This window comes from Paenalicyclobacillus ferrooxydans (assembly GCF_001399675.1).
Classification (GTDB): domain Bacteria; phylum Bacillota; class Bacilli; order Alicyclobacillales; family Alicyclobacillaceae; genus Alicyclobacillus_B; species Alicyclobacillus_B ferrooxydans.
Genome location: NZ_LJCO01000103.1, coordinates 19,500 through 42,305, shown reverse-complemented (window position 1 = coordinate 42,305; position 22,806 = coordinate 19,500). Strand labels below are relative to the sequence as shown.

The following is a 22,806-nucleotide window of genomic DNA, read 5'->3' as shown; positions in this document are numbered from 1 at the left end:
CGTCGCCGAGAACGAACAGTCCTCACACGTTAAGCGCAACCTAAAACTCAACCGCCAGCCTCGCGGATGCAATTTTTTCGGTTGGGATCTCGACGGTTTTCTGAACCCCTTTCACGAGGTAGTGCAGGGTAACGGCGTCGTTGGAATACTTTGCGAGCTCTCCTTCGAAACTCTTCCTGCCGTCCAGTGCTTCGTACAAGGAAACATGTACATGCTCACCCACAGCCCGCTCGAAGTCCGATGGTTTTTTCAAGGGGCGTTCAGCGCCTGGCGAGGATACCTCCAGGAAATAGGCCGTTGGAATCGGATCGACTTCATCCAGACGGTCAGACAGTTGTTCGCTGACCCGTGTACAGTCGTCGATGTCTACCCCTTCCGGTTTGTCGATAAACACGCGCAGGTACCAGTTGGCGCCTTCCTTTTTAAACTCAACGTCCACTAGTTCAAGCCCTGCTTCTTCCACAATCGGCTCCGCCAGTTTCTCCACGATGTCTGTCACACGTTCTTTTGGCACGGAGTTACCTCCCCTTGATACCGTCACTCTCTTCGGCTGGCAGCAGATGCGGGCAGATAATACCCAACAGCCACTGTTCATGCAACGAAGAGTGGGTTTCCCCACTCTTCGCGTCATAACCTATACGAAGCCTAACAATCCGAGTATAGCACGGATCCCACTCAATGGCAAAGACATTTATCGTTAACTAATTGCACCGATGCGCCGGAGATGGTATGGTCTTTGGAAGGACCGCGAACTCTCCGTCTCCAGAGAACAATAAACCAGTATGACAGGTGAGGATAAAAATGTCAGCAACAAATTCGCTTCGAAACGTGGCCATTGTGGCTCACGTCGACCATGGTAAGACCAGTCTTGTCGACCAGTTATTACGACAATCCGGACTGTTTCGTTCAAACGAACAGGTCCAGGAGCGCGCAATGGATTCCGGTGAACTCGAGCGTGAGCGCGGGATTACCATTCTGGCCAAAAACACAGCTATTCCTTACGAAGATTACAAAATCAACATTGTCGATACACCCGGACACGCGGATTTCAGCGGTGAAGTCGAGCGAATCGTGAAGATGGTTGACGGAGTACTCCTCGTTGTCGACGCCTTCGAGGGTGTTATGCCGCAAACGAAGTTCGTACTTGGTCGGGCGCTTGCCGAAGGTCTCACGCCGATTGTCGTGGTGAACAAGATGGACCGACCGGCAGCTCGGCCTGCCGAAGTCGTCGATGAGGTTCTCGACCTGTTCATCGAGCTTGGAGCCAGCATCGAGCAGTGCGATTTTCCCGTTGTTTACGCCTCGGCACTGCAAGGCGTCGCAACGACAGACCCAAATGTGCCTGGCACAGACATGAAACCGATTTTTGATGCTATTGTCACGCACATTCCGAACCCAACGGTCGATCCCGATGGGCCTCTTCAGTGGCAAGTCACAATGCTCGACTACAACGAGTTCATGGGTCGCATCGGCATCGGACGGATTGCGCGCGGCACCATATCGGTCGGTCAAAGTATCGCTGTTGTAAAGCGCGACGGTTCTATTGCACGTTCACGCATTACAAAACTGTTTGGATTCGAAGGTCTGCGCCGCATTGAAGTGGACTTGGCTGTCGCTGGTGATATTGTTGCCGTCGCTGGCATCGAGGACCTGACCGTCGGCGAAACCGTCTGCGACCCGGACAACGCAGATCCACTGCCGCTCCTTCGCATCGACGAACCGACGCTCGAAATGGCATTTCTCGTGAACGACAGCCCGATGGCCGGACGTGAAGGCACCTATGTCACCTCAAGGCGAGTTCGCGACAGACTGTTTGCAGAGCTCGAATCGGATGTCAGTCTGCGCGTCAATGAGACGGACGATGCAGATACGTTTCTCGTTGCCAGCCGCGGTGAACTTCATCTCTCCATCCTGATTGAGAAGATGCGTCGCGAAGGATACGAGTTCCAGGTCTCGAAACCACAGGTCATTTTGCGTCGTGAAGGCGATACCGTCTACGAGCCGATTGAATACCTCGTTGCCGATGTGCCGAGCGAAGCAGTTGGCGCTGTCATCGAGACACTTGGTCTGCGCAAAGCAGAAATGCGTCACCTGGAACCGTCGGCATCCGGCGAGTCCACGCGTCTCGAATTCACCGTCCCGGCGCGCGGATTGATTGGGTTTCGGACCGAATTCCTGACCCTGACCAGAGGCTACGGGATCATGCACCATAGTTTCCTCGAATACGGACCATGGCGCGGCGAAGTCACGACGAGGCGCCAAGGTGTGTTGGTGTCCATTGACAGCGGCCCGGCTACAGCGTACAGTCTGCAAAACCTGGAAGACCGCGGCGTAATGTTCATCACACCGGGTACTGAGGTGTACGAAGGGATGATTATCGGGGAACACTCCCGTGAGAACGACCTGGCGGTCAACTGCACGAAACAGAAGCATATGACCAACGTCCGTTCTTCCACGAAGGACGAAACAACACGACTGAAGACGCCCAGGCAGTTGAGTCTGGAAGCGGCGATTACGTACATTGAAGACGACGAACTGTGTGAGATAACGCCGCAGAGCTTCCGGCTTCGCAAGCGCATCTTAAACAAGGGCGAACGTGAAAAATCGGCGAAACGTGCCAAACAGCCCCAGTAAATCATACGGAGCTGCCGGGTACCAGAGCTGAACGACGCTGGTGCACAAGCGAAACAAAGACGCACAACGGATCGTGACAGATAAAAAAATCACTCTTCACCGAGCCAACTGGCTCGTTGAGGAGTGATTTTTGATTTTCGTTCACTGTGCACCAAAACGAATATCCGATTACAGAGCACGCTTTGGGACTAACGATTTTAGCTGAGGATAGCCATTGCGCAGAAGTCTGTATGTGGGGAGGTACTCGTCACCCCAGTCTCTTAAGGTTTTGTCAATTAACCAGTAAAGTGTTTTTTTCATTTTCTGGGTGTGGTGAGTCATACTCTTGTTATGACGGCGGTGTACGTACAGAGTCTTATCAATCCACTTGAATCTATATCTCGGTATCAGTTTAAACAGAATTCGCAGGTCTTCAATATATCTCCCTTCATAAGGTCCGTCTGTAGGCCATCCACCGACTGCTCGCAAGGCCCTCGTCCGGTAAAATCGCGGCCAACAAGATTTATTGGAAAGTAAAAACGGGTACTTATCTTTGAACTGCCTCCCTTTGATAACGAGCGATTTGCTCGGATTTCCACCTTTGGCGCGCCACAGAAGTTTAATGTTTCCACTGATGAGTGCAACATTTGGCCCGATATTGCGAGTTTCCTTGACCAGTGTTTGTAAAGTATGCGGCAAGAACCAATCATCACTGTCCAGCTGAACTATGAATGGCGTATGCACATGTTTTAGGGCAACATTGAGAGACTTCGTTTGGCCCATGTTCTTTTTATTGCGGATCACCCTAATCCGAGGGTCTCTTAAGTATTCACGGATACTTGCAATGCTGCCATCGGACGAAGCATCATCGACAATAATCATGCGCCAATTTTTATACGTCTGTGTGAATACACTTTTAACGGCCTCTTTGAGATATCCGCCTGGATTGTAGGAAGGAATGACCACCGTGACCACTGAGGAGTATCGTCGCAAGTCCTTGGGACCCCGTATGGGTTTGGGTCGCTGAACGTTTAAACCCAGTGTATCTTGGCGATACAGGCGCTGAAGGGCAGGTCCGGGGCTATAAGAATTTATCCTTCTGGTTTTTTCCAATCCCGCCACTCTCCTAAAAACTGTTTAGGCAATTTGGCACATTTCAACCTGTTTTCTCTTTCTGGCTAGTGACTTAAAATAGAAGTGTATCCTTATCGGGCTCGGCCGTTCGAGCCAGCACTTGAGTCAGCTCGACCCCGTCCTAAAACGGTCCACGTTTCAAAGTAAGTGAGTCAATGAATTTTTGACACGGACAAATTCCACTAGACGGAAGGAAAGGGCCGTTTTTTTGTCGAATTTTGCAGTCGGAAAGACTCCTAAGTAACAGTGTGTGAACCGCGACGATACGATAACAGCAACCGAAAAGCGACGTAACAATGGAAAGGAAGTCTGACTTACAATGTTTGACACGCCCAACCCGGATGTTGGACATCTTTTGGTTATTACAGGAAACATGATGTCGGGAAAGACAGAAGAACTGATTGCTCGGATCCGCACTTTTGAACGTGTCGAGGCAATTCGAGCACAGGCTGCGAGGCGTGAAGACATTGTCTACAAAGCTAGGCGCATCGGCGTGTATAAACACGGACTCGACACGCGCTACTCAGATACACAGATTGCGAGCCACAGCGGACAACGAATCGAGGCCACTCTGGTTGACAGTCCCATCGCCTTGTACAACGATGTGATGACCAATACATATGGGATCGTCGCGTGTGACGAAGTCCAGTTTTTCATGGAACGGGACGCTGACGGGTATGTCATCATCAAAGTGCTCGCTCAGCTTTTGCGTCAGCGTTGTCTCGTTGTCGTCTCCGGACTAGACAAAGATTTTCGCGGTATGCCCTTTGGCCCGATGGGCGATATCCTTGCCCTCGCAGACGAGCGCGTTAGCCTCACGTCAACGTGCGTTCGCTGCGGCGCGCCAGCTGTCCTGCCACAGCGTCTCATCGACGGCCGACCTGCGGCATGGAACGATCCGATTGTCTTTCCCGGAGCCACAGAGTCTTACGAACCTCGGTGCCGACGCTGTCATGTCACCTTCTACTCGGAATCGACAGAGGTCTATCCGGTCGACACGCGGTCGGTTGTTGATGTCGTGCGTGCAGAAGTCGCTGCGGCAGACGAATAGTAAACTGCCGTTGGGGCCCAGTGGAGCCCGGCTGGCATCTGACTCACTGAATATCAAAAAGGCTGGCCCGTCGTCATGGACAACGGGCCAGCCTTTTACCTGTTCACATCTTGTGATGCCCCATCCTATTTTCAAACACAGGACGATCCATCAGAGAAGTCGCACAAAACAACAATCAAACCATTTCACGCAAGAACTATAGGTCAAACAGAGATAACTGGTTGGTCTCCGGCATCCCCTTCAGGCAACCAAGCCCTTCGAGAATCTCAACAACAGTCTTCGAGACCCGACTGCGAGATTGGAGATCCTCGATGGAGAGAAACTCACCCTCTGAAGCTGCACGGTGCAAGCTCGCTGCTGCTGCCTCGCCAACGCCAGGAATAGCGGCAAACGGGGGTAACAGCGCCTGCTGGTCTTCTATCACCTGGAACTTGTTCGCATGGGACTGATAGAGATTGACGGGCAAAAAGCGGAATCCGCGCACGACCATCTCAAGTGCCACTTCAAGCACCGTCAACAGACTCTTCTCCTTTGGCAGCGCTGCATTACCCTTCGCCTCGATCTCCTCAATGCGTGCCACGATAGCTTCGCGTCCCCGAGCCATCAGTTCAACGTCGAAGTCATCCGCGCGAACGGTGAAGTAGGTTGCGTAGAAGGCCAGTGGATGATGGATTTTGAACCATGCAATACGCACAGCCATCAGAACATAAGCGGCCGCGTGGGCCTTCGGAAACATGTATTTAATACGGCGTCCGGACTCAATGTACCAATCCGGAACATCAAACTGTCTCATGTAACTCTCGTCGTCTTCTGTGACGCCTTTGCCTTTCCGGATGCCTTCCATAATTTTGAATGCCCGCGACGGGTCCAGGCCCTTGTAGATCAAGTAGACCATGATGTCATCGCGTGCGCAGATGACTTCAGACAGTGTAGCTACACCTCGGCGAATCAAGTCTTGCGCGTTGTTCAACCACACGTCCGTCCCGTGGGACAGACCAGAAATACGGACCAACTCGGAGAACGTCGTCGGCCTCGTGTCCTCAAGCATCTGCCTGACAAACTTGGTGCCAAACTCAGGAATTGCATACGTCCCAGTGTTGGAACGAATGTCCTTAGATGCAACCCCAAGCGTGTCTGTGCCGCTAAAGAGCCCAATCACCTTCGAATCGTCGAGCGGAATCGTCTTCGGATCGACTCCGGTGAGGTCCTGAAGCATACGAATGACCGTTGGATCGTCATGTCCGAGGATATCAAGCTTTAACAGACAGCTTTCAAGGCCAGAGTGATAATCAAAGTGTGTCGTCCGCATTCCCGCACTCTGGTCATCTGCAGGGTACTGAACGGGCGTAAATTCGTAAATCGACTTATGTGACGGCACGACCACCATGCCACCCGGGTGCTGCCCGGTTGTCCGCTTGATCCCCGTACACCCCTGAACCAGTCGGTCAATTTCAGCATTTCGCAGCACCATACCCCGTTCATCCGCAAACTTGCGAACATAGCCGTAGGCCGTTTTCTCCGCAACAGTGGAGATTGTGCCCGCACGGAAGACGTGGTCCTCACCAAACAGTTCGACGGTGTATGCGTGCGCTCGCGGCTGGTATTCGCCAGAAAAGTTCAGGTCAATATCAGGTACCTTGTCGCCTTTGAAGCCAAGGAATGTCTCAAACGGGATGTCTTGTCCGTCCTTGACGAGCGGTGTGCCGCAGTTCGGGCAGTCTTTCTCCGGTAAATCAAAACCGGAACCAACCGATCCGTCTTCGATGAACTCGTTATATTTGCACGTCTCACAACGGTAATGCGGCGGCAGCGGATTGACCTCGGTAATATCCGTCATGGTGGCGACTAGTGACGAACCAACGGATCCACGACTGCCAACCAAGTAGCCATCCGACAGTGACTTGACCACGAGTTTGTGTGCAATCAAGTAAATGACGGCGAACCCGTGTGTGATAATCGAGTTCAATTCCTTTTTCAGCCGCGCTTCGACAATTTCCGGCAACGGATCACCGTACAGACGTCGCGCCTTTTCGTACGACATGCGCTCGATCTCTTCCTCTGCCCCAGGAATCACGGGCGTAAAGAGTTCATTCGGCATTGGCCGCACTTCTTCAATCAGCTCTGCAACGTGCACCGTGTTGTGAACAACCACGTCCATGGCATCTTCACCGAGGTATGAGAAAGCAGAGAGCATCTCGTCTGTCGTGTAGAAGTGCATCGGCGGCTGCGGCCCGGTCGTCCCTTGAGACTGCAGGAAGATATCCCGGTATACCGCGTCCTCCGGGTTCAGATAATGGACATCCCCGGTTGCCACAACAGGAATCTCAAGACGTTTCCCGATGTCTACAATTTGCCGATGGATCTCCTTCACACTCTCGAGACTTTGAATCAGCCCCTCGCGAATCAAAGGTTCATAGTGAAGCAAGGGTTGGATCTCGAGGTAGTCGTAAAAACGGCAGACTTCTTCAATCTCTTCTATCGACTTCCCACGCAGAAAAGACTGAAATACCTCTCCTTGCTGACATGCACTGCCAATCAACACACCTTGCCGACGCTTAGAGAGTTCACTTCGCGGAAGTCTGGGAACTCGATGAAAAGTCTCGGTATGAGAAAAAGAAATGAGTTCATAAACGTTTCTAAGACCAGCAGTATTTTGCGCAAGCATCGTGAGATGAAACGGACGAACCCGTGTCACATCGACGCCCCCACGCAGCGTGTTTAACTGCATGACTCGATGAATCTGCCGGGCTTTTACACCCTCCAGCAATTTCAAAAATACCTTGGCTGTGGCCTCGGAGTCAGCCAGAGCGCGGTGGTGGTTGACCAATTGAACCTCAAACTTTTGCGTTAACGTCTTGAGACGGTAGTTCTTCTCCCCAGGGTACAGTGCTCTTGCCAACGCAAGCGTATCGATGACGGGCTCCTTCCAGTCCGGCATCGAGAGACGTCTTGCACACTGGCCAAGGAATCCGACGTCAAACTCTGCATTATGCGCAACCCATACGGCACCACTGGCAAAACTGCGAAACCGATTCAAGGCGTCTTCAAGCTGCGGTTGACCCCTCACCATGTCATCCGTGATGCCAGTCAGCTCTGAGACTTTCTGCGGAATGCGGCGCAACGGGTCGATAAGTGTCGTAAATGTATCGACAATCTCGCCGTTCACCACTTTGACCGCACTGAGTTCAATCAGCGTATCTTCCCGTGCGTTCAAACCGGTTGTCTCGGTGTCAAAAACGACAAAAGTCGCAGCGTCAAGTGCGCTGTCATCGGGTCGATAGACAATCGGCGCCCCATCGTCCACAACATAGGCTTCAACCCCGAGGATCACTTTGATCTCGTTCTTCTTCCCTGCAGCGTACGCTTCCGGGAAGGCCTGGGCGACTCCGTGGTCTGTGATGGCAACTGCCTGATGGCCCCACTTCGCAGCTTGTTTAACGTAGTCTTTCACTTCATTCAGGCCGTCTAAAGTAGACATCGTTGAATGCATATGCAACTCAACACGTTTATCTGTTGCAGTGTCCTTACGAGCTGCAGATTCACCCGGTTGCATGTCTTGGATCATGAACACGAGTTCCTTGGCGTACGTGTCAAACTGTACATTACCTGCAATCCTTATGGTTACGCCGTCCTTGAGGTCGGCAAGTGCCTGCAGTTGACGGTCAGTGCTCGCAAACAGTTTGGCTGAGATGGAATCTTTGTCATCTGTGATGTTAAACTGCACAAGTGTTCGACCACTCGGTAATGTCCGCACTTCATGGCGGAACACGCGCCCTTCCACAACAGCTCTGCGCATTTCATCCTGGATATCGTGAATCGAGATCGGTTGGTCATCAATCGCACGCCCCAGACACAAGGGCACAATTGGGCCATCGTCCTCTTTCTTGCGCCGCCAAGGGCGGTCACCGCCCTCCGGACGTTTCTCCTCGACCGTCTCTGCCCGTTTCGCAAGCTCTTGCTCCCGTGCAATCATGTCTGCGACTTCTCTTTGCTGTGCATCGTCCAGTTCCTTGCGGAGTGCCTCTTGCCGCACTTGAGCGAGATAATCGACTGTGCAAATTGCCGACAGCTGGACGCCAAACGCCCTCTTGCACTGCTCTGCAATCCACGTAAGCGCCTGTTTCTTTTGGACTTTTGCGCATTCCGCTTCTGTGCCAAGACAAAACTGTAACTGCCAACCGCCATCGGACACTTGGAGCACACGCGCAGCGTGTCGAAGCATGTTCCCAGTAATCCCTTCATCATCCACGTACCAGTCGAGCAGCACATCGACCAGCACGTTGATGACGTCTTCTGACACGCTTGACGGATGAATCCGCTCCTCCGTCAAGAGAGTGTAATTGGCATCCGCAAATTGACTTTCACAAACCGCTTGCAGACTTCGAAACTGCCCCACAAACTGGGCGACCTGCGCCTTGAAATCTGCTCCAGGAGCTTCTAGTCCGAAATGCACAGGGCAAGGCTTCAAGACAACTGCGAGCTGTCGTCTGGCCCTGTGGACCCGAACGGTTTCAATCATCGGGAGGAGTTGTGTTACGAGGTCGGCAGGCGCAGTTGAGCCTGTTTCGCTCCGCACGTCTACGGCGTCCATGGTCTTCCCCCCAACATCCAATTCTGTATCACTTCACCATTCCCAGCACAGTTGCAAAAGCTTCTTCAGCCGACAACACTTGAACGTCTCCGGTCTTGCGGTCCTTCAACTCTACTTGACCTTCTTTAATCTTGTTCCCAATCGTCACACGCACGGGAACACCCATCAGGTCTGCGTCGTTGAACTTAACTCCAGGACGTTCATCGCGATCGTCGAGGAGGACTTCGACCCCGGCTGCGTACAACCGGTGATACAGGGACTCGGCCGCTTTCACTTGCGCCTCGTCTTTGACGCTGACCAAGACAATGTGAACCTGGAAGGGTGCAACCGCAGACGGCCAGATGATGCCCTTCTCATCGTGGGACTGCTCGACGATGGCAGCCAGCACTCGAGACGTACCAAGCCCATAGCACCCCATGATGATCCGGTGCGCAGCCCCGTTTGCATCAAGATAGGTGGTGTCAAACGCATCTGTATAGCGTGTGCCAAGTTTAAAAATGTGCCCCACTTCAATGCCGTTATAGAAAGCGAGTGGGCTCTGGCAACGAGGACAGGCATCCCCATCCACGACGTTTCGAATATCGACGGTTTCCGACAAATCGAAGTCACGACCTGGCACAACGTGGATCTTGTGCTCGTCTTCCCCAGCCATCGCCGCCACACCATCGCTGACACTTTGAATGTCTCTGTCAAACAGCATGCGAATCGGAGCGTCAGGTCCGACAAATCCGACGCGTTTTCCAGCCGCTGAAAGCACTTCGTCTGCCGTGGCCAGCCTCAAGTGATCCGCGCCGAGTACCGCCTTCAGTTTGGCCTCATTGACCTCGTGATCACCACGCAGGCAAACGCCCACAGCTTGTCCATCTGCGAAGTACACAACGACTTTAATGATCCTTGAAGCAGGAACATCCAGCAGACGGCACAATTCCTCGATTGTCTTTGTGCCTGGCGTCGGAACCACCAGAGGAGCCGGCGTGGCAGATGCGTCACCTGCAGGCAGCGGCACTGCAACAGCCTTTTCAAGGTTCGCCGAGTAGTCACAGCTTGTACATCCGGCAACGGTGTCTTCCCCGGCCTCCGAGAGCACCATGAACTCGTGTGAACCGCCAGAGCCGCCGATGGCTCCTGAGTCGGCCTCAACAGCGCGATAGCCAATCCCAAGTCGCTCAAAGATTCGGCAGTAGGCATCATGCATATCCCGATACGTCTCATCTAGACTTTCCGGGGAGGTGTGGAAGGAATAGGCATCCTTCATGCGAAACTCTCGGACACGGAGCAGTCCGCCGCGCGGCCGGACTTCATCGCGAAACTTCGTTTGAATCTGGTAGAGCGTGATTGGAAGTTGACGGTAGGAACTGACCTCGTTATCAATCAGGTTCGTAACGACCTCTTCATGTGTCGGTCCAAGCACCACTTTTCGCTGATGGCGATCAGCGAGACGGAACATATCAGGCCCATAGGTCTCAGACCTGCCTGACTCAACCCACAACTCTTCAGGTTGCATGGCGGGCAGCAAGACCTCTTGCGCACCGATGGCATCCATTTCGGATTCTACAATCGCTTCAATCTTTTTGAGCACCCGGTACCCGAGCGGCAAAAAGGTATACACACCAGCGGTCAACTGCCTGACCAAGCCTGCCCGCACCATCAACTGATGACTTGCGATCTCCGCGTCGGCGGGATTTTCCCGCATCGTATTCAGGAAAAGCCTCGTTTGTCGCATCCAATTTCCTCCCACATTCCATAGCTCACATTAGGCCCAACTCAACTATAACCATCTCATGAACCCAGGTCACATTAAAACAACCGTAGTACATCGCGATACGTAATCATGACTCCAAACAGCATCAGAAGCGCAAACCCGACAATGTGCACGAGCCCCTCTTTCCTTGGGTCCAGTGCCTTGCCACGGAACAACTCGACGATCATAAACAGGAGTCGTCCCCCATCTAGTACGGGGATGGGTAACAGATTCATGAGCCCAAGGTTCAGGCTCAAGAGACCTGCAATCATCAAGACGTTCCAAACGCCCGATTGAGCTTGTTGACCAATCACATCTGCGATACCTACAGGACCTGCAAGGTTTTGAAACTGATGATGTGCAATCACTTGGTGGAACAAATATCCGAGTGTGTTTGCAGATGCATAATAGACAGATGAAAAACCACTCGGTACCGTCTTTGTGACGCTATACGTAACAGGCTGGTGAATGCCAAGTTGCGGGACGTGTCCGCCGCCAGGGATCGTAACCATTTTCGGCTTAACCTCGACATTAACGACGTGACCAGACCGCAAGACTTTCAGATCAAGCGGTGCAGGAGGATTCGACTTATCGGCTTGAATGGCATTGACGAAACTCATCCAGTCGGTCACCTTTGAACCGCTCACTGACAATACCTGATCCCCAGCCATCAAGCCTGCTGCCTGCGCCGGGGAACCCGCTTCTATTTGTCCAAGGACAGGTTGATTCAGCGGTACTCCTGTATGCATATATACCACAGCAAATAGGATGCCTGCCAAGAGGAAATTCATCACTGGACCGGCAAGAATAATGGAGGCCCGTTGCCACAGCGGTTTTCCGAGCACCTGCTCGTGTCGCTCAACAATCGGCATGGAGTTCTTGCGACTCGTCATCAACCTGGCGTGCGGCTTGACCTTGTAGGTTCGAACATCGCCGTCTGCATCCAGCGTCATTGTAAGCCGGTCACTTAAATCGAGATCGACGAGTCGAAACACGTCTCCTCCCCGGACGTCATCCGGTTCGCCAACCTGAACAATCGTATCCCTCTCATCGAGTACAACCGCAATCTTTTCACCTTTTCGGAACAGCGAATCTTGCGGGACCTCTCCCGCAAGCTGCACAAAGCCGCCAAACAGATATGGCCGTATGGAGTACTCCGTCCCATTTCGAAACCATTTCACAAGCTTCGGGCCAAATCCAACTGCGAACGTAGGTACCGCAACACCAGACCATTTCGCGACGATAAAGTGGCCGAACTCATGAATGACGATGGTACCGAGAAAAACCAAAACTACGGCGACAACCGCCTTGACAGCACCGACTAGGGAGAATATCAATCACGCCACCTGCCCTCCTTGAGAATCGCCTGTGTCAGGAGACGAGCAACACCATCCATTTCCACTACGTCTTCAATCGAGCCCGGCATTCCTTGTTCATGCTCTTCCAGCGCTTGCTCGACAACCTTGGAAATCGCCGTGAACGGCAACTTCCCCTCAAGAAAAGCTCCGACAGCTACTTCATTGGCTGCATTCAGGACACACGGCGCGTACCCGCCCGCTCGTCCAACCTCATAGGCCAACCGGAGCGCTGGGAATCGACTGACATCCGGGGCTTCGAAAGAGAGCCGCGACAGTTCTGCGAAATTTAAGCTGCTCGTCTGCCGCTTGACACGCTCGGGATACGTCAGTGCGTACTGAATCGGCAAGCGCATATCCGGCGGGCCGAGTTGCGCGATGATAGAACCGTCCACAAACTCTACCATCGAATGGATGATACTTTGGGGATGTACAACTACCTCAATACTATCATACGGGGTTTGGAACAAATGATGCGCTTCAATCACTTCAAGCCCCTTGTTCATCAGTGTAGCCGAATCAATGGTAATTTTACGCCCCATATTCCAAGTGGGATGACGAAGCGCATCTGCGACCGTGACATTTTCAAGTTGTGCCTCATCCCAAGTTCGAAAGGGCCCGCCTGATGCGGTAACGAGAAGCTTGCGAACCGACCCGACGAGACTCCCACGGCTTGCAAGGCACTGAAATATGGCCGAGTGCTCACTATCCAGCGGTAATATCGACGATCCTTGTGCTGTAACACGAGGCATGATGAGGTCTCCTCCAGCCACAAGTGTCTCCTTGTTCGCGAGTGCTACTGTTGCTCCTCTGTCCACAGCCGCCCATGTGGGCAAGAGACCAACGGCTCCAACCACAGCTGAAACCACCACGTCCGCAGAGAGTTTCGCTGCAGTCACCAAACCTTCCGTGCCAACGCCAATCTCCATGTGGCGAAATTCGGAGGGCAATCGTTCGGATAAACTTTTTCGAGCAGTTTCATCGCCAACAGCAACGTACGCTGGTCGAGTGGCGACAATCTGATCAATCAACAGGTCAACATTTTGACCCGCCGTCAAAGCCCTCACTTCAAAACGGTCCCCGAGATCACGCAGAACCTCTAGAGTGAGTCTCCCAATCACACCCGTTGACCCTAGTACAGTAATTGAGGTTGCCATAACCGCTCCCCCCATCTGCCGCTCGTTGTTTTTCCCGTTTCTTTCCGGATGAGCGTCTCTCTTTATTGAGAAATGAAATCAGGTCAGCTTAGTTAACGATTGCATAATCCAATAGACGAGGGGTGCCGCAAACAAGAGGCTGTCTACTCTGTCAAGCATGCCGCCATGGCCAGGTAACAAACGGCCTGAATCTTTGACACCTGAAGTGCGTTTATATGCCGACTCGATGAGATCGCCGACCTGACCGGCGACGGAAGCAACCAATCCAACCACGGCGTACTTCCACCACCCGACAGGCGAAATCAGAATCACACCAAGCACCGTCGGGATGACAATCGCAGCAACCAACCCTCCAACTGATCCACTGACAGTTTTATTTGGACTGACGGCAGGCAACAACTTGCGCCCGCCAACAGACCTCCCAACAAAGTAGGCCGCAGTGTCGGTTGACCAGATTGCCAACAGATAGATGAGCAACCATTGCCAACCATGCGGAACGCTCCGCATGGCTGTCAGGCTGCTCCCGCCGAGCCCAATATAAAGTGCACCAACCAGAACAAAAGTGGCTTGCTGCACCGAAATTCGATTCTGAAGCAACACCGGAACCGCTAAGAAAACAGCCAGAACTACCACCAGTGAGTGTGCGCTGACGGGCGAACGACTGAATAAAGCATAGCTAACCACAACATAGGCGCAAATACTTAAGAGACCGTACCAGCGTTGCTGAGCAAGACCAACAAACTCAATCATCGCCCACATCGCTCCAACGTACACCAGCAAACGCCATGCCGTGTCTCCAAGGGCCATCGCGATGACAACCACGACGACACCCAAGGTGGCAGTTATGACCCGCTTTTGCAGCACAGTTTCACCTACTTCAAACCACCGAATCGACGCTTGCGCTTCTGATAATCCATCAGCGCACTTTCCAGCTCAGCCCGTTTAAAATCGGGCCACAAAGCTTCTGTGAACCATAGTTCAGCATAAGCTGCCTGCCAGATTAAAAAGTTGCTGAGCCGCTGTTCCCCGCTCGTGCGAATAATCAAGTCGGGGTCTGGAATGCCGTATGTAGACAAGTAATTGCCAAACACATCTTCTGACAGGTCATCCCACGTGGTTTCATTGTTCTCGACCTGTCTCGCAAATGCCTGAATGGCGCCAATCACATCTGCACGTCCGCCGTAGTTAAGCGCAAAGCTAACAGTCATACCTTGGTTGTTTCCGGTTCGTTCCAGAGTTCGCCGCACAGTCTCTTGCGTATACTCAGGCAGGCGTGAGGTATCGCCAATAAAGCGCACGCACACGCCTCGCTGCACGAGTTCATCAATTTCAGAGCGAAAAAACTCCTCTGGCAACCGCATCAGGTACTCGACTTCTGCTCGCGGACGCTTCCAATTCTCTGTTGAAAAGGCATACAACGTCAGGTATTGCAACCCGATTTCGTCACTTGCGCGAATGATATCGCGTACAGTCGACATTCCCGCATGGTGCCCGGCTATCCGCGGCAAGCCGCGTCGTCTGGCCCATCTCCCGTTCCCATCCATGATTATAGCTACATGGCTGGGGAAGTTTTCCTTCGACAATTGGGACTCCGTCCCGCTTTGCGTCTGGGATGATCTGTTGAAAAGCCACTTCATCCTCCCAAACCTCCCCACTCAACACCTCAGCAAAGCTCTAGACTTCCAGAATCTCCTGTTCTTTGGCGGACGCTGCCTTGTCAACCTCACCAACAAAGCGATCCGTAAGGGCCTGCACCTTATCCGACGCACGGCGCACTTCGTCCTCTGACGCGTCTCCGGTTTTCTCAAGCTTTTTCAATTCATCATTGGCATCACGCCTGACATTTCTTACTGCCACGCGAGACTCTTCAGCCATCTTTTTTACTAACTTGACCAACTCTTGACGACGTTGCTCAGTGAGCGGCGGGATGACAAGGCGAATTACGCTTCCATCATTCATTGGATTCAGACCGAGATCGGACTTTTGAATGGCACGCTCGATCTCTGTCAACATCCCTTTATCCCACGGTTGTATAACCAACTGACGCGGTTCCGGGCTGTTCACTGTCGCCACCTGATTCACAGGCATCTGACTTCCGTAGTACTCTACCACAACCCTGTCTAACATGCTTGCGGAAGCACGCCCTGCGCGCACAGAAACCAACTCTCGGCGCAGCGCATGGACTGCCTTATCCATCCGTTCTTCTGTACTTTTCAGAATCGTATCAATCACGGGTCTGCCTCCCAACAATCGTCCCAATCGATTCACCAAGCACTGCTCGACGAATATTGCCGCGTTCAGTAATAGAAAAGACCAAAAGTGGAATGTCATTGTCCATGCAAAGCGACGTAGCGGTCGAGTCCATCACACCGAGCCCTTGACTCAGCACATCGAAAAACCCAAGGTGGTCGTATTTCACGGCGTCCGGGAACTTTAACGGATCAGCGCTGTAGACTCCGTCGACACCGTTCTTTGCCATTAAAATGACGTCGGCCTCGATCTCTGCAGCACGCAGTGCTGCCGTTGTATCTGTTGAAAAATATGGGTTGCCGGTGCCGCCTGCAAAGATGACAACACGTCCCTTTTCCAGATGGCGAATCGCCCTTCGTCGAATGTAGGGTTCAGCAACCTGACGCATCTCCACAGACGTCTGCACGCGTGTATCGACATGCATTTTTTCAAGGGCATCCTGGAGCGCCAAGGCGTTCAACACAGTGGCCAACATCCCCATATAATCAGCAGTCGCGCGATCCATGCCCTGCGCACTTCCGGAGATGCCGCGCCAGATGTTCCCGCCTCCGACCACAACAGCCGCCTGAACGCCAAGCCCAACGACGTCCTTCACTTCATCAGCGACTCTTTGAATCACTTGGGCGTCAATCCCATATCCTTTTTCGCCCGCAAGAGCCTCCCCACTTAACTTCAGGACTACGCGGCTGTATTTCGGTGACGACATGTATACTCCCCCGTTCCACCGACACCCTTCAAACCAATATAACACGCATCCCTCTAAATGGCACTGTCTGTGCCAGTTCAGTTCATCGGAATGATTTCCTCAGGCTGCGTTATCAGGCAGACCGGCGCTGGTGCATCAAAAATGTATTCTGCCTATAGAAAGGGAACACACATTGGTGTTCCCAGTTTCGTACTCATTTTAGCCGCGCACTTGCGCCATGACTTCTTCAACAAAGTTGGATTCTTGCTTCTCAATTCCTTCACCCACAACAAATCGAGCAAAGCGACGAATCGAGATATTTTCGCCAATGTGGGCAATGGTCTCTTTGAGCAATTCTTCAACAGTCTTGTCTGGATTCTTCACAAACTGTTGTTCCAGCAAGCAAATATCTTTAAAGAACTTGTCAATGCGACCTTCAACAATCTTGTCAACGATATTTGCAGGCTTGCCTTCATTCAGCGTCTGCTGCTTCAAGATTTCTTTTTCATGTTCCACCACATCTGCCGGAACTTCTTCGCGACGCACATATTGTGGCCCTGCGGCAGCAATATGCATGGCGACATCGTGAACAAAATCCCGGAATTCCTGATTCTTGGCAACAAAGTCTGTTTCCGAGTTCACTTCTACCAGAACACCAATGCGTCCGCCGCCATGAATATAGGATTCAACAATGCCCTCGGAAGCCACACGCCCTGCCTTCTTCGCCGCAGAAGCTAGTCCCTTTTCGCGGAGCAGTTCTCCAGCTCTCTCAAGGTCACCGTTTGCTTCGGTGAGCGCGCGTTTGCAGTCCATCATGCCTGCGCCAGTCTTTTCACGCAACTGCTTTACCAGTGCTGCTGTGATCTCCATCGTCTAAGTACCTCCCAATTAAGTAAGTAAGGCGCAAAAAGAGGCGGTGAGGACAGGCACGCCACCCCACCAGCCTCTTTCAGCGAAATTCATATCGTTCAAGCCGTCGTAGTCGTCGTCTCCTCCGACACCTGTTGCGCACCTTCAAGGACGGCTTCCGCCATCTTGTTGGTCAGCAACTTGACAGCGCGAATAGCATCATCATTTCCAGGAATTACATAATCAATCTCATCTGGATCGCAGTTAGTGTCAACAATCGCCACAATCGGAATTCCGAGTTTGTGTGCTTCTGCGACCGCAATGCGTTCTTTACGCGGGTCAATGATAAACATCGCACTCGGAATCTGTTTCATGTTCTTGATGCCGCCAAGGAACTTCTCAAGGCGCTCTTTCTCCTTGCGAAGCAAAATAACTTCCTTCTTCGGCAGCACAGAGAACGTTCCATCCTCTTCCATGGTCTCCAACTTGACCAGGCGACTGATGCGCTTTTGAATGGTTGGGAAGTTTGTCAGGGTGCCGCCCAACCAACGCTGGTTTACATAGTACATCCCAGAGCGTTCTGCTTCTTCCTTGACAGCTTCCTGAGCCTGCTTCTTCGTACCGACAAACAGAATCGTCTTACCTTCCGCAGCCAAGTCACGAACAAAATTGTAGGCTTCTTCGACCTTACGAACAGTTTTCTGCAAATCAATAATGTAGATACCGTTCCGCTCGGTAAAAATGTAGCGCGCCATTTTCGGGTTCCAACGACGCGTCTGGTGGCCAAAATGCACACCAGCTTCCAGCAACTGCTTCATAGAAATAATCGCCAATTTCATAACCTCCCAGGTTTGTCCTCCGTCCGCTTCACTTGGACTGCTGCCCAAACACGGGACCTGGCACTCCATCTGCAAACGTGTGTGCTCCGCTTAGTGCGGGTAATTACACCATTTTTTAATATATCATAGCCTAGAACGTACAGCAACTATAAAATATTCGATTTGCAAAAAGGCGAATTTCCGAAAAAGGAAATTCGCCTCAGTGCATCGCAGTCAGTGCATCGCAGTCAGTGCAATCACGGAAGACTTACCAGACCAGTCATTGACAGGTTACAGAATAAACTGGCTCAAGTCCCTGTTCTGCACAATCGACCCCAACCGAGCGTTGACATATTCAGGCGTAATTACCACTTCATCAAGTCGGACTTCCGGAGCTTCAAAAGACAACTCTTCCAAAACCTTCTCCACCAAGGTATGGAGTCTGCGCGCACCGATATCTTCGGTTTCACGGTTAACAACCTCCGCCATCTCTGCGATTCGGTGAATCGCGTCGTCCGTGAAACGAACCCGCACTCCTTCCGTCTCCAACAGCGCGGTGTACTGCTTTAGGAGCGCATGCTCTGGTTCCTTCAAAATCCGCTCGAAGTCTTCAGTCGTTAAACTTTCAAGTTCAACCCGAATTGGGAATCGCCCCTGAAGTTCAGGGATTAAATCAGACGGTTTCGCCACATGGAAAGCTCCGGCGCCGATAAAGAGCATATGATCGGTCTTGACTGGGCCGTACTTCGTCACGACGGTCGATCCTTCGACAATTGGGAGAATGTCCCGCTGTACGCCTTCCCGAGACACATCTCGTGCACCTTGCTCGCGTCCTGCAATCTTATCCATCTCGTCGATAAAAATGATCCCTTGATTCTCCACGCGATAAACCGCTTCCGTCGTCACGGCATCCATATCTACCAACTTTTGAGCCTCTTCCTGAGTGAGCACGCGTCTCGCTTCTCGGACAGTCATCTTTCGACGCTTGGTTTGCTTTGGCATCAGGTTGCCGAGGACCTCTTGGAGATTTCCCATCCCTTCAGCACCCATACCTGGCATAAAGCCAAGCATCGGTGAGGATTGTTGCTCTTCAACGTCAACCTCAACAATCCGGTCTTCGAGCTCCCCCATCGCGAGTTGATGAGCCACGCGCTTGCGTTCTGACCTCACATTGTCAGACACAGGTTCAGAGTTCGCACCACCACCTGCCCCGCCAAACAGCATCTCAAGAGGATTGCGGTTCGATTTGCGGCTGCTCGGATCCGGTACCAGAGCTTCGACAATTCTTTCTTCTGCACGTTCCTCAGCTTCACCCTTCATTCGTTCCGCGTATTCGGATTTCACCATGCGAACAGCGGTTTCAGCCAAGTCTCTGACCATCGAATCAACGTCCCGGCCCACATAACCGACCTCTGTAAATTTCGTTGCTTCCACCTTGATGAAAGGAGCACCGACCAACTTTGCCAAACGTCTGGCAATCTCCGTTTTACCGACGCCTGTTGGACCAATCATCAAGATATTTTTCGGTGTGACTTCCTCCTGCAATTGCGGGCTTAATTTGGCGCGCCGCATGCGGTTGCGCAGAGCAATCGCGACAGATTTCTTAGCAGGCCCCTGACCAACAATATATTTATCCAGTTCTGTAACGATTTGTCTAGGCGTGAGGTCTTCTTTCTGCATCAACACCGCTCCCTTTATCAGTCGTCAAATCACGTTTGCAAATTTTCCGCGACTCTCTGCTGAAGTTTTCTCCTGCTCAGATCTCTTCCACAATAATATGATCGTTCGTAAAAACGCAGATTTCCGAGGCGATTTTCAGCGCTTGTTCAGCAATCTTCGGTGCTGGCAGGTCCGTATTGCGTAACAATGCGCGCCCAGCTGCAAGCGCATATGCGCCACCGGATCCGATAGCACAAACTCCGTCGTCCGGTTCAATGACCTCTCCGCCGCCGGAGACAATCAACAGGTGCTCTTTGTTCATCACGAGCAGCATCGCCTCAAGCTTTTGCAACACCTTGTCTGAGCGCCATTCGCGAGCCAACTCAACAGCCGCGCGCGGCAGGTTTCCATGAAACTCTTCCAACTTTCCTTCAAATTTCTCAAACAACGTAAACGCGTCAGCCACTGAGCCGGCGAATCCTGCAATTACCTGACCTTTGTACAGCCGGCGAACCTTTTTTGCACCTTGCTTCATAATCATGCTGTTGCCAAGGGTAACCTGACCGTCTCCGGCAATCGCACCGTGCCCATCTTTTTGCACACCAAAGATTGTGGTGGCATGAAGTTCCATGCTCATTGGTGAACCTCCTTATTCCCTGTCTATGCCCTCGGATGAGATGCCTGATAAACCTGCACTAAGCGTTCTCTGGATGTATGTGTGTAAATTTGCGTGGATGAGAGACTCGCGTGACCAAGTAACTCCTGGACGACGCGCAAGTCCGCTCCACCATCGAGCAAATGAGTAGCAAAACTGTGCCGCAATGCATGCGGACTCACTTGACGCAACTTCGCACATTCTTCGATCCGTTGGTGTAACACACGCCGAACGCTGCGATCGGTGAGTCTTCCGCCTCTGTGGTTCAAAAAAAGCGGATCGTCAGAGCCTGCATTCTTTCGTTTGTGCAGATACGCCTTAATCGCTTCTACGGCCGCGTCACCGATCAGGACATAGCGTTCCTTTGCCCCTTTGCCAAGTACGAGTGCGAAGCCCTCTTCCAAGTTTATGTCCTTTATGTTCAAGGATACGCATTCGGAAACGCGGACACCCGTCGCGTAAATGAACTCGAGCAGTGCGCGGTCACGCAGATTCAAAACATCGGTCCCGTTGACAGACTCAAGAAGCCCCTTCATCTCCTCTTGAAAGTAGAACGACGGAACGCGTTTTTGCTGCTTCGGCAGCGATATGAAACGGGCTGCATTCTGTGTTGCTGTACCCTCGCGAATCAGGTGTTCGTAAAACGACCGATAACAGGACAGACGCCTGGCGATGGTGGACTTGGCGAGCCCGTTTGTCGTCATCATTGCGACGTATTTACGAATCTGGGCAGCCTTCACCTCATCCCACCGGACAACACCCTGCCCCGCCAAGAACTCAGCGAACATCGTTAAATCTGTCTCGTACGCCATCGCCGTGTGTTCCGAGCTTCCCTTTTCAACCCGCAAACGATATATATACTCGGCAACCGCCTCAGATAGTGGATGTGGAGTATCCATCACGACAAGTCCTGGATAAAGCCCGCCAGGTGCGTTAAAGCTCTGTCCGCCATCGCTTGTGCACGCTCTCGCTTATCCCGTACTCTAACCTCGAGGGGAGGCAAGAGTCCGAAGGTCGCATTCATAGGTTGAAAATTGTCTGGTGCAGCGTGTGTAATGTAGTGCGCGAGGCTCCCGATAGCTGTCGTCACAGGAGCCTCAACCGGCTCCAACCCTCTCGCCATGCGGCCTGCATTAATACCTGCAATCAGGCCGGCCGCCGCGGATTCGACGTAGCCTTCAACCCCAGTAATCTGCCCGGCAAAGAACAGGTCCGGCCGGCGTTTGGCTTGGTACGTCGACTCCAGGGATGTGGGGCTGTTGAGATATGTATTTCGATGCATCACCCCGTAGCGAACAAACTCCGCCTGTTCAAGACCCGGGATCATCTGAAATACCCGTTTCTGTTCGCCCCACTTCAGGTGCGTTTGGAATCCGACGATATTAAACAGGGTTGCGGCAGCATTATCCTGTCGAAGCTGGATGACAGCATAGGGGCGTTGCCCTGTGCGCGGATCGGTCAAGCCAACCGGTTTCAGGGGTCCAAACAAGAGTGTCTTGCGCCCTCTTTTCGCCATCACTTCTACCGGCATGCATCCTTCAAAATACTTTTCCTCTTCAAACTCGTGCAATGGCGCCGTTTCCGCACTCACGAGCGCATCGTAAAAAGCATTAAACTCGTCCTCAGTCATCGGGCAATTCAGGTATGCAGCCTCACCTTTGTCATAACGCGAGGCAAAGTAGACCTTATCCATGTCGACGGACTCTTTGGTTACAATCGGCGCAGCAGCATCGAAAAAGTACAGATGTTCCTGGCCGATAAAACGGCGAATAGACTGCGACAAATCCGGTGACGTCAGAGGACCTGTGGCAACAATGGTCAACCCTTCACCTGGAATTTCCGAGACTTCGTCTCGAATCACGCGTATATTCGGGTGATTTGTGAGCTCCTCAGTGACTGCCTGTGAAAAGCGTTCCCTGTCGACTGCCAAGGCGCCGCCAGCGGGAACCGCATGAAGGTCCGCACTGCGCAGAATCAGTGAATCCATGCGTCTCATTTCTTCTTTTAACAGCCCTACCGCATTTGTCACCGCGTTCGCCCTTAGTGAATTTGTACAGACGAGTTCCGCGAATTGTGTTGTATGGTGCGCCGGTGTTTGCCGAGTGGGCCTCATCTCATAGAGATCGACTTCGACGCCCTGACGAGCGACTTGCCATGCTGCTTCTGCACCGGCTAGGCCGGCACCAATCACTGTGACTCGCACCAAACTCCACCTCCTGACCAAAATACGTCATCCACGGTCGAAACC

General features: G+C 52.4%; 18 protein-coding genes. 2 read left to right on the top strand and 16 right to left on the bottom strand.

Annotated elements, in window-relative coordinates; all coding sequences use genetic code 11:
- Positions 1-40: 40 nt before the first annotated feature.
- On the bottom strand, positions 41-514 hold the full coding sequence (rimP, locus tag AN477_RS22340; RefSeq protein WP_054971395.1) for a ribosome maturation factor RimP: 474 nt from the start codon (positions 512-514) through the stop codon (positions 41-43).
- A 287-nt stretch (positions 515-801) separates the two neighbouring features.
- Here rimP and typA point away from each other — a divergent pair, with 287 nt between their 5' ends.
- Complete coding sequence (gene typA, locus AN477_RS22335) at positions 802-2,634, top strand: translational GTPase TypA (RefSeq protein ID WP_054971394.1); 1,833 nt, start codon at positions 802-804, stop codon at positions 2,632-2,634.
- 168 nt (positions 2,635-2,802) lie between these two features.
- Here typA and AN477_RS22330 read toward each other — a convergent pair whose 3' ends face one another.
- Positions 2,803-3,606, bottom strand: a complete 804-nt coding sequence (locus AN477_RS22330; protein ID WP_169787943.1) for a glycosyltransferase family 2 protein — start codon at positions 3,604-3,606, stop codon at positions 2,803-2,805.
- 460 nt (positions 3,607-4,066) lie between these two features.
- Here AN477_RS22330 and AN477_RS22325 point away from each other — a divergent pair, with 460 nt between their 5' ends.
- Positions 4,067-4,798 carry a thymidine kinase gene (locus AN477_RS22325; RefSeq protein WP_054971392.1) on the top strand — a complete coding sequence of 244 codons (732 nt, stop codon included), beginning with the start codon at positions 4,067-4,069 and terminating at the stop codon, positions 4,796-4,798.
- Between the two features lie 196 nt (positions 4,799-4,994).
- Here AN477_RS22325 and AN477_RS22320 read toward each other — a convergent pair whose 3' ends face one another.
- The 14 genes from AN477_RS22320 to trmFO all read right to left on the bottom strand — a co-directional run bounded on the left by AN477_RS22320 (position 4,995) and on the right by trmFO (position 22,764).
- Positions 4,995-9,389 (bottom strand): PolC-type DNA polymerase III, encoded by a 4,395-nt coding sequence (locus AN477_RS22320; RefSeq protein ID WP_054971391.1) that lies wholly within the window; start codon positions 9,387-9,389, stop codon positions 4,995-4,997.
- Positions 9,390-9,417: 28 nt separating this feature from the next.
- Complete coding sequence (locus tag AN477_RS22315) at positions 9,418-11,112, bottom strand: proline--tRNA ligase (RefSeq protein ID WP_054971390.1); 1,695 nt, start codon at positions 11,110-11,112, stop codon at positions 9,418-9,420.
- A gap of 74 nt (positions 11,113-11,186) precedes the next feature.
- Complete coding sequence (gene rseP, locus AN477_RS22310) at positions 11,187-12,467, bottom strand: RIP metalloprotease RseP (RefSeq protein ID WP_054971389.1); 1,281 nt, start codon at positions 12,465-12,467, stop codon at positions 11,187-11,189.
- On the bottom strand, positions 12,464-13,642 hold the full coding sequence (locus AN477_RS22305) for a 1-deoxy-D-xylulose-5-phosphate reductoisomerase (protein ID WP_054971388.1): 1,179 nt from the start codon (positions 13,640-13,642) through the stop codon (positions 12,464-12,466). The genes rseP and AN477_RS22305 overlap by 4 nt, the downstream gene beginning before the upstream one ends.
- A 78-nt stretch (positions 13,643-13,720) precedes the next feature.
- The gene (locus AN477_RS22300; protein WP_054971387.1) at positions 13,721-14,506 is read right to left on the bottom strand and encodes a phosphatidate cytidylyltransferase; all 786 of its coding nucleotides are present in this window, start codon (positions 14,504-14,506) and stop codon (positions 13,721-13,723) included.
- 8 nt (positions 14,507-14,514) lie between these two features.
- Positions 14,515-15,279: an undecaprenyl pyrophosphate synthase gene (locus AN477_RS22295; protein ID WP_054971386.1), complete on the bottom strand. Its 765-nt coding sequence runs from the start codon at positions 15,277-15,279 to the stop codon at positions 14,515-14,517.
- Positions 15,280-15,316: 37 nt separating this feature from the next.
- Positions 15,317-15,874: a ribosome recycling factor gene (frr, locus tag AN477_RS22290; RefSeq protein ID WP_157062127.1), complete on the bottom strand. Its 558-nt coding sequence runs from the start codon at positions 15,872-15,874 to the stop codon at positions 15,317-15,319.
- A complete protein-coding gene (gene pyrH, locus AN477_RS22285; protein ID WP_054971385.1) occupies positions 15,867-16,598 on the bottom strand; it encodes a UMP kinase in 732 nt (243 codons plus the stop codon). The genes frr and pyrH overlap by 8 nt, the downstream gene beginning before the upstream one ends.
- A gap of 198 nt (positions 16,599-16,796) precedes the next feature.
- Entirely contained in the window at positions 16,797-17,447 is a 651-nt protein-coding gene (gene tsf, locus AN477_RS22280) for a translation elongation factor Ts (protein ID WP_054971384.1), read from the bottom strand.
- 98 nt (positions 17,448-17,545) lie between these two features.
- A complete protein-coding gene (gene rpsB, locus AN477_RS22275) occupies positions 17,546-18,259 on the bottom strand; it encodes a 30S ribosomal protein S2 (protein WP_054971383.1) in 714 nt (237 codons plus the stop codon).
- A 276-nt stretch (positions 18,260-18,535) separates the two neighbouring features.
- Positions 18,536-19,924 (bottom strand): ATP-dependent protease ATPase subunit HslU, encoded by a 1,389-nt coding sequence (gene hslU / locus AN477_RS22270; protein ID WP_054971382.1) that lies wholly within the window; start codon positions 19,922-19,924, stop codon positions 18,536-18,538.
- Positions 19,925-20,000: 76 nt separating this feature from the next.
- Positions 20,001-20,534: an ATP-dependent protease subunit HslV gene (gene hslV / locus AN477_RS22265; protein WP_054971442.1), complete on the bottom strand. Its 534-nt coding sequence runs from the start codon at positions 20,532-20,534 to the stop codon at positions 20,001-20,003.
- A gap of 29 nt (positions 20,535-20,563) precedes the next feature.
- Positions 20,564-21,457: a tyrosine recombinase XerC gene (gene xerC / locus AN477_RS22260; protein WP_054971381.1), complete on the bottom strand. Its 894-nt coding sequence runs from the start codon at positions 21,455-21,457 to the stop codon at positions 20,564-20,566.
- Positions 21,457-22,764 (bottom strand): methylenetetrahydrofolate--tRNA-(uracil(54)-C(5))-methyltransferase (FADH(2)-oxidizing) TrmFO, encoded by a 1,308-nt coding sequence (trmFO, locus tag AN477_RS22255; protein WP_054971380.1) that lies wholly within the window; start codon positions 22,762-22,764, stop codon positions 21,457-21,459. The genes xerC and trmFO overlap by 1 nt, the downstream gene beginning before the upstream one ends.
- Positions 22,765-22,806 lie beyond the last annotated feature (42 nt).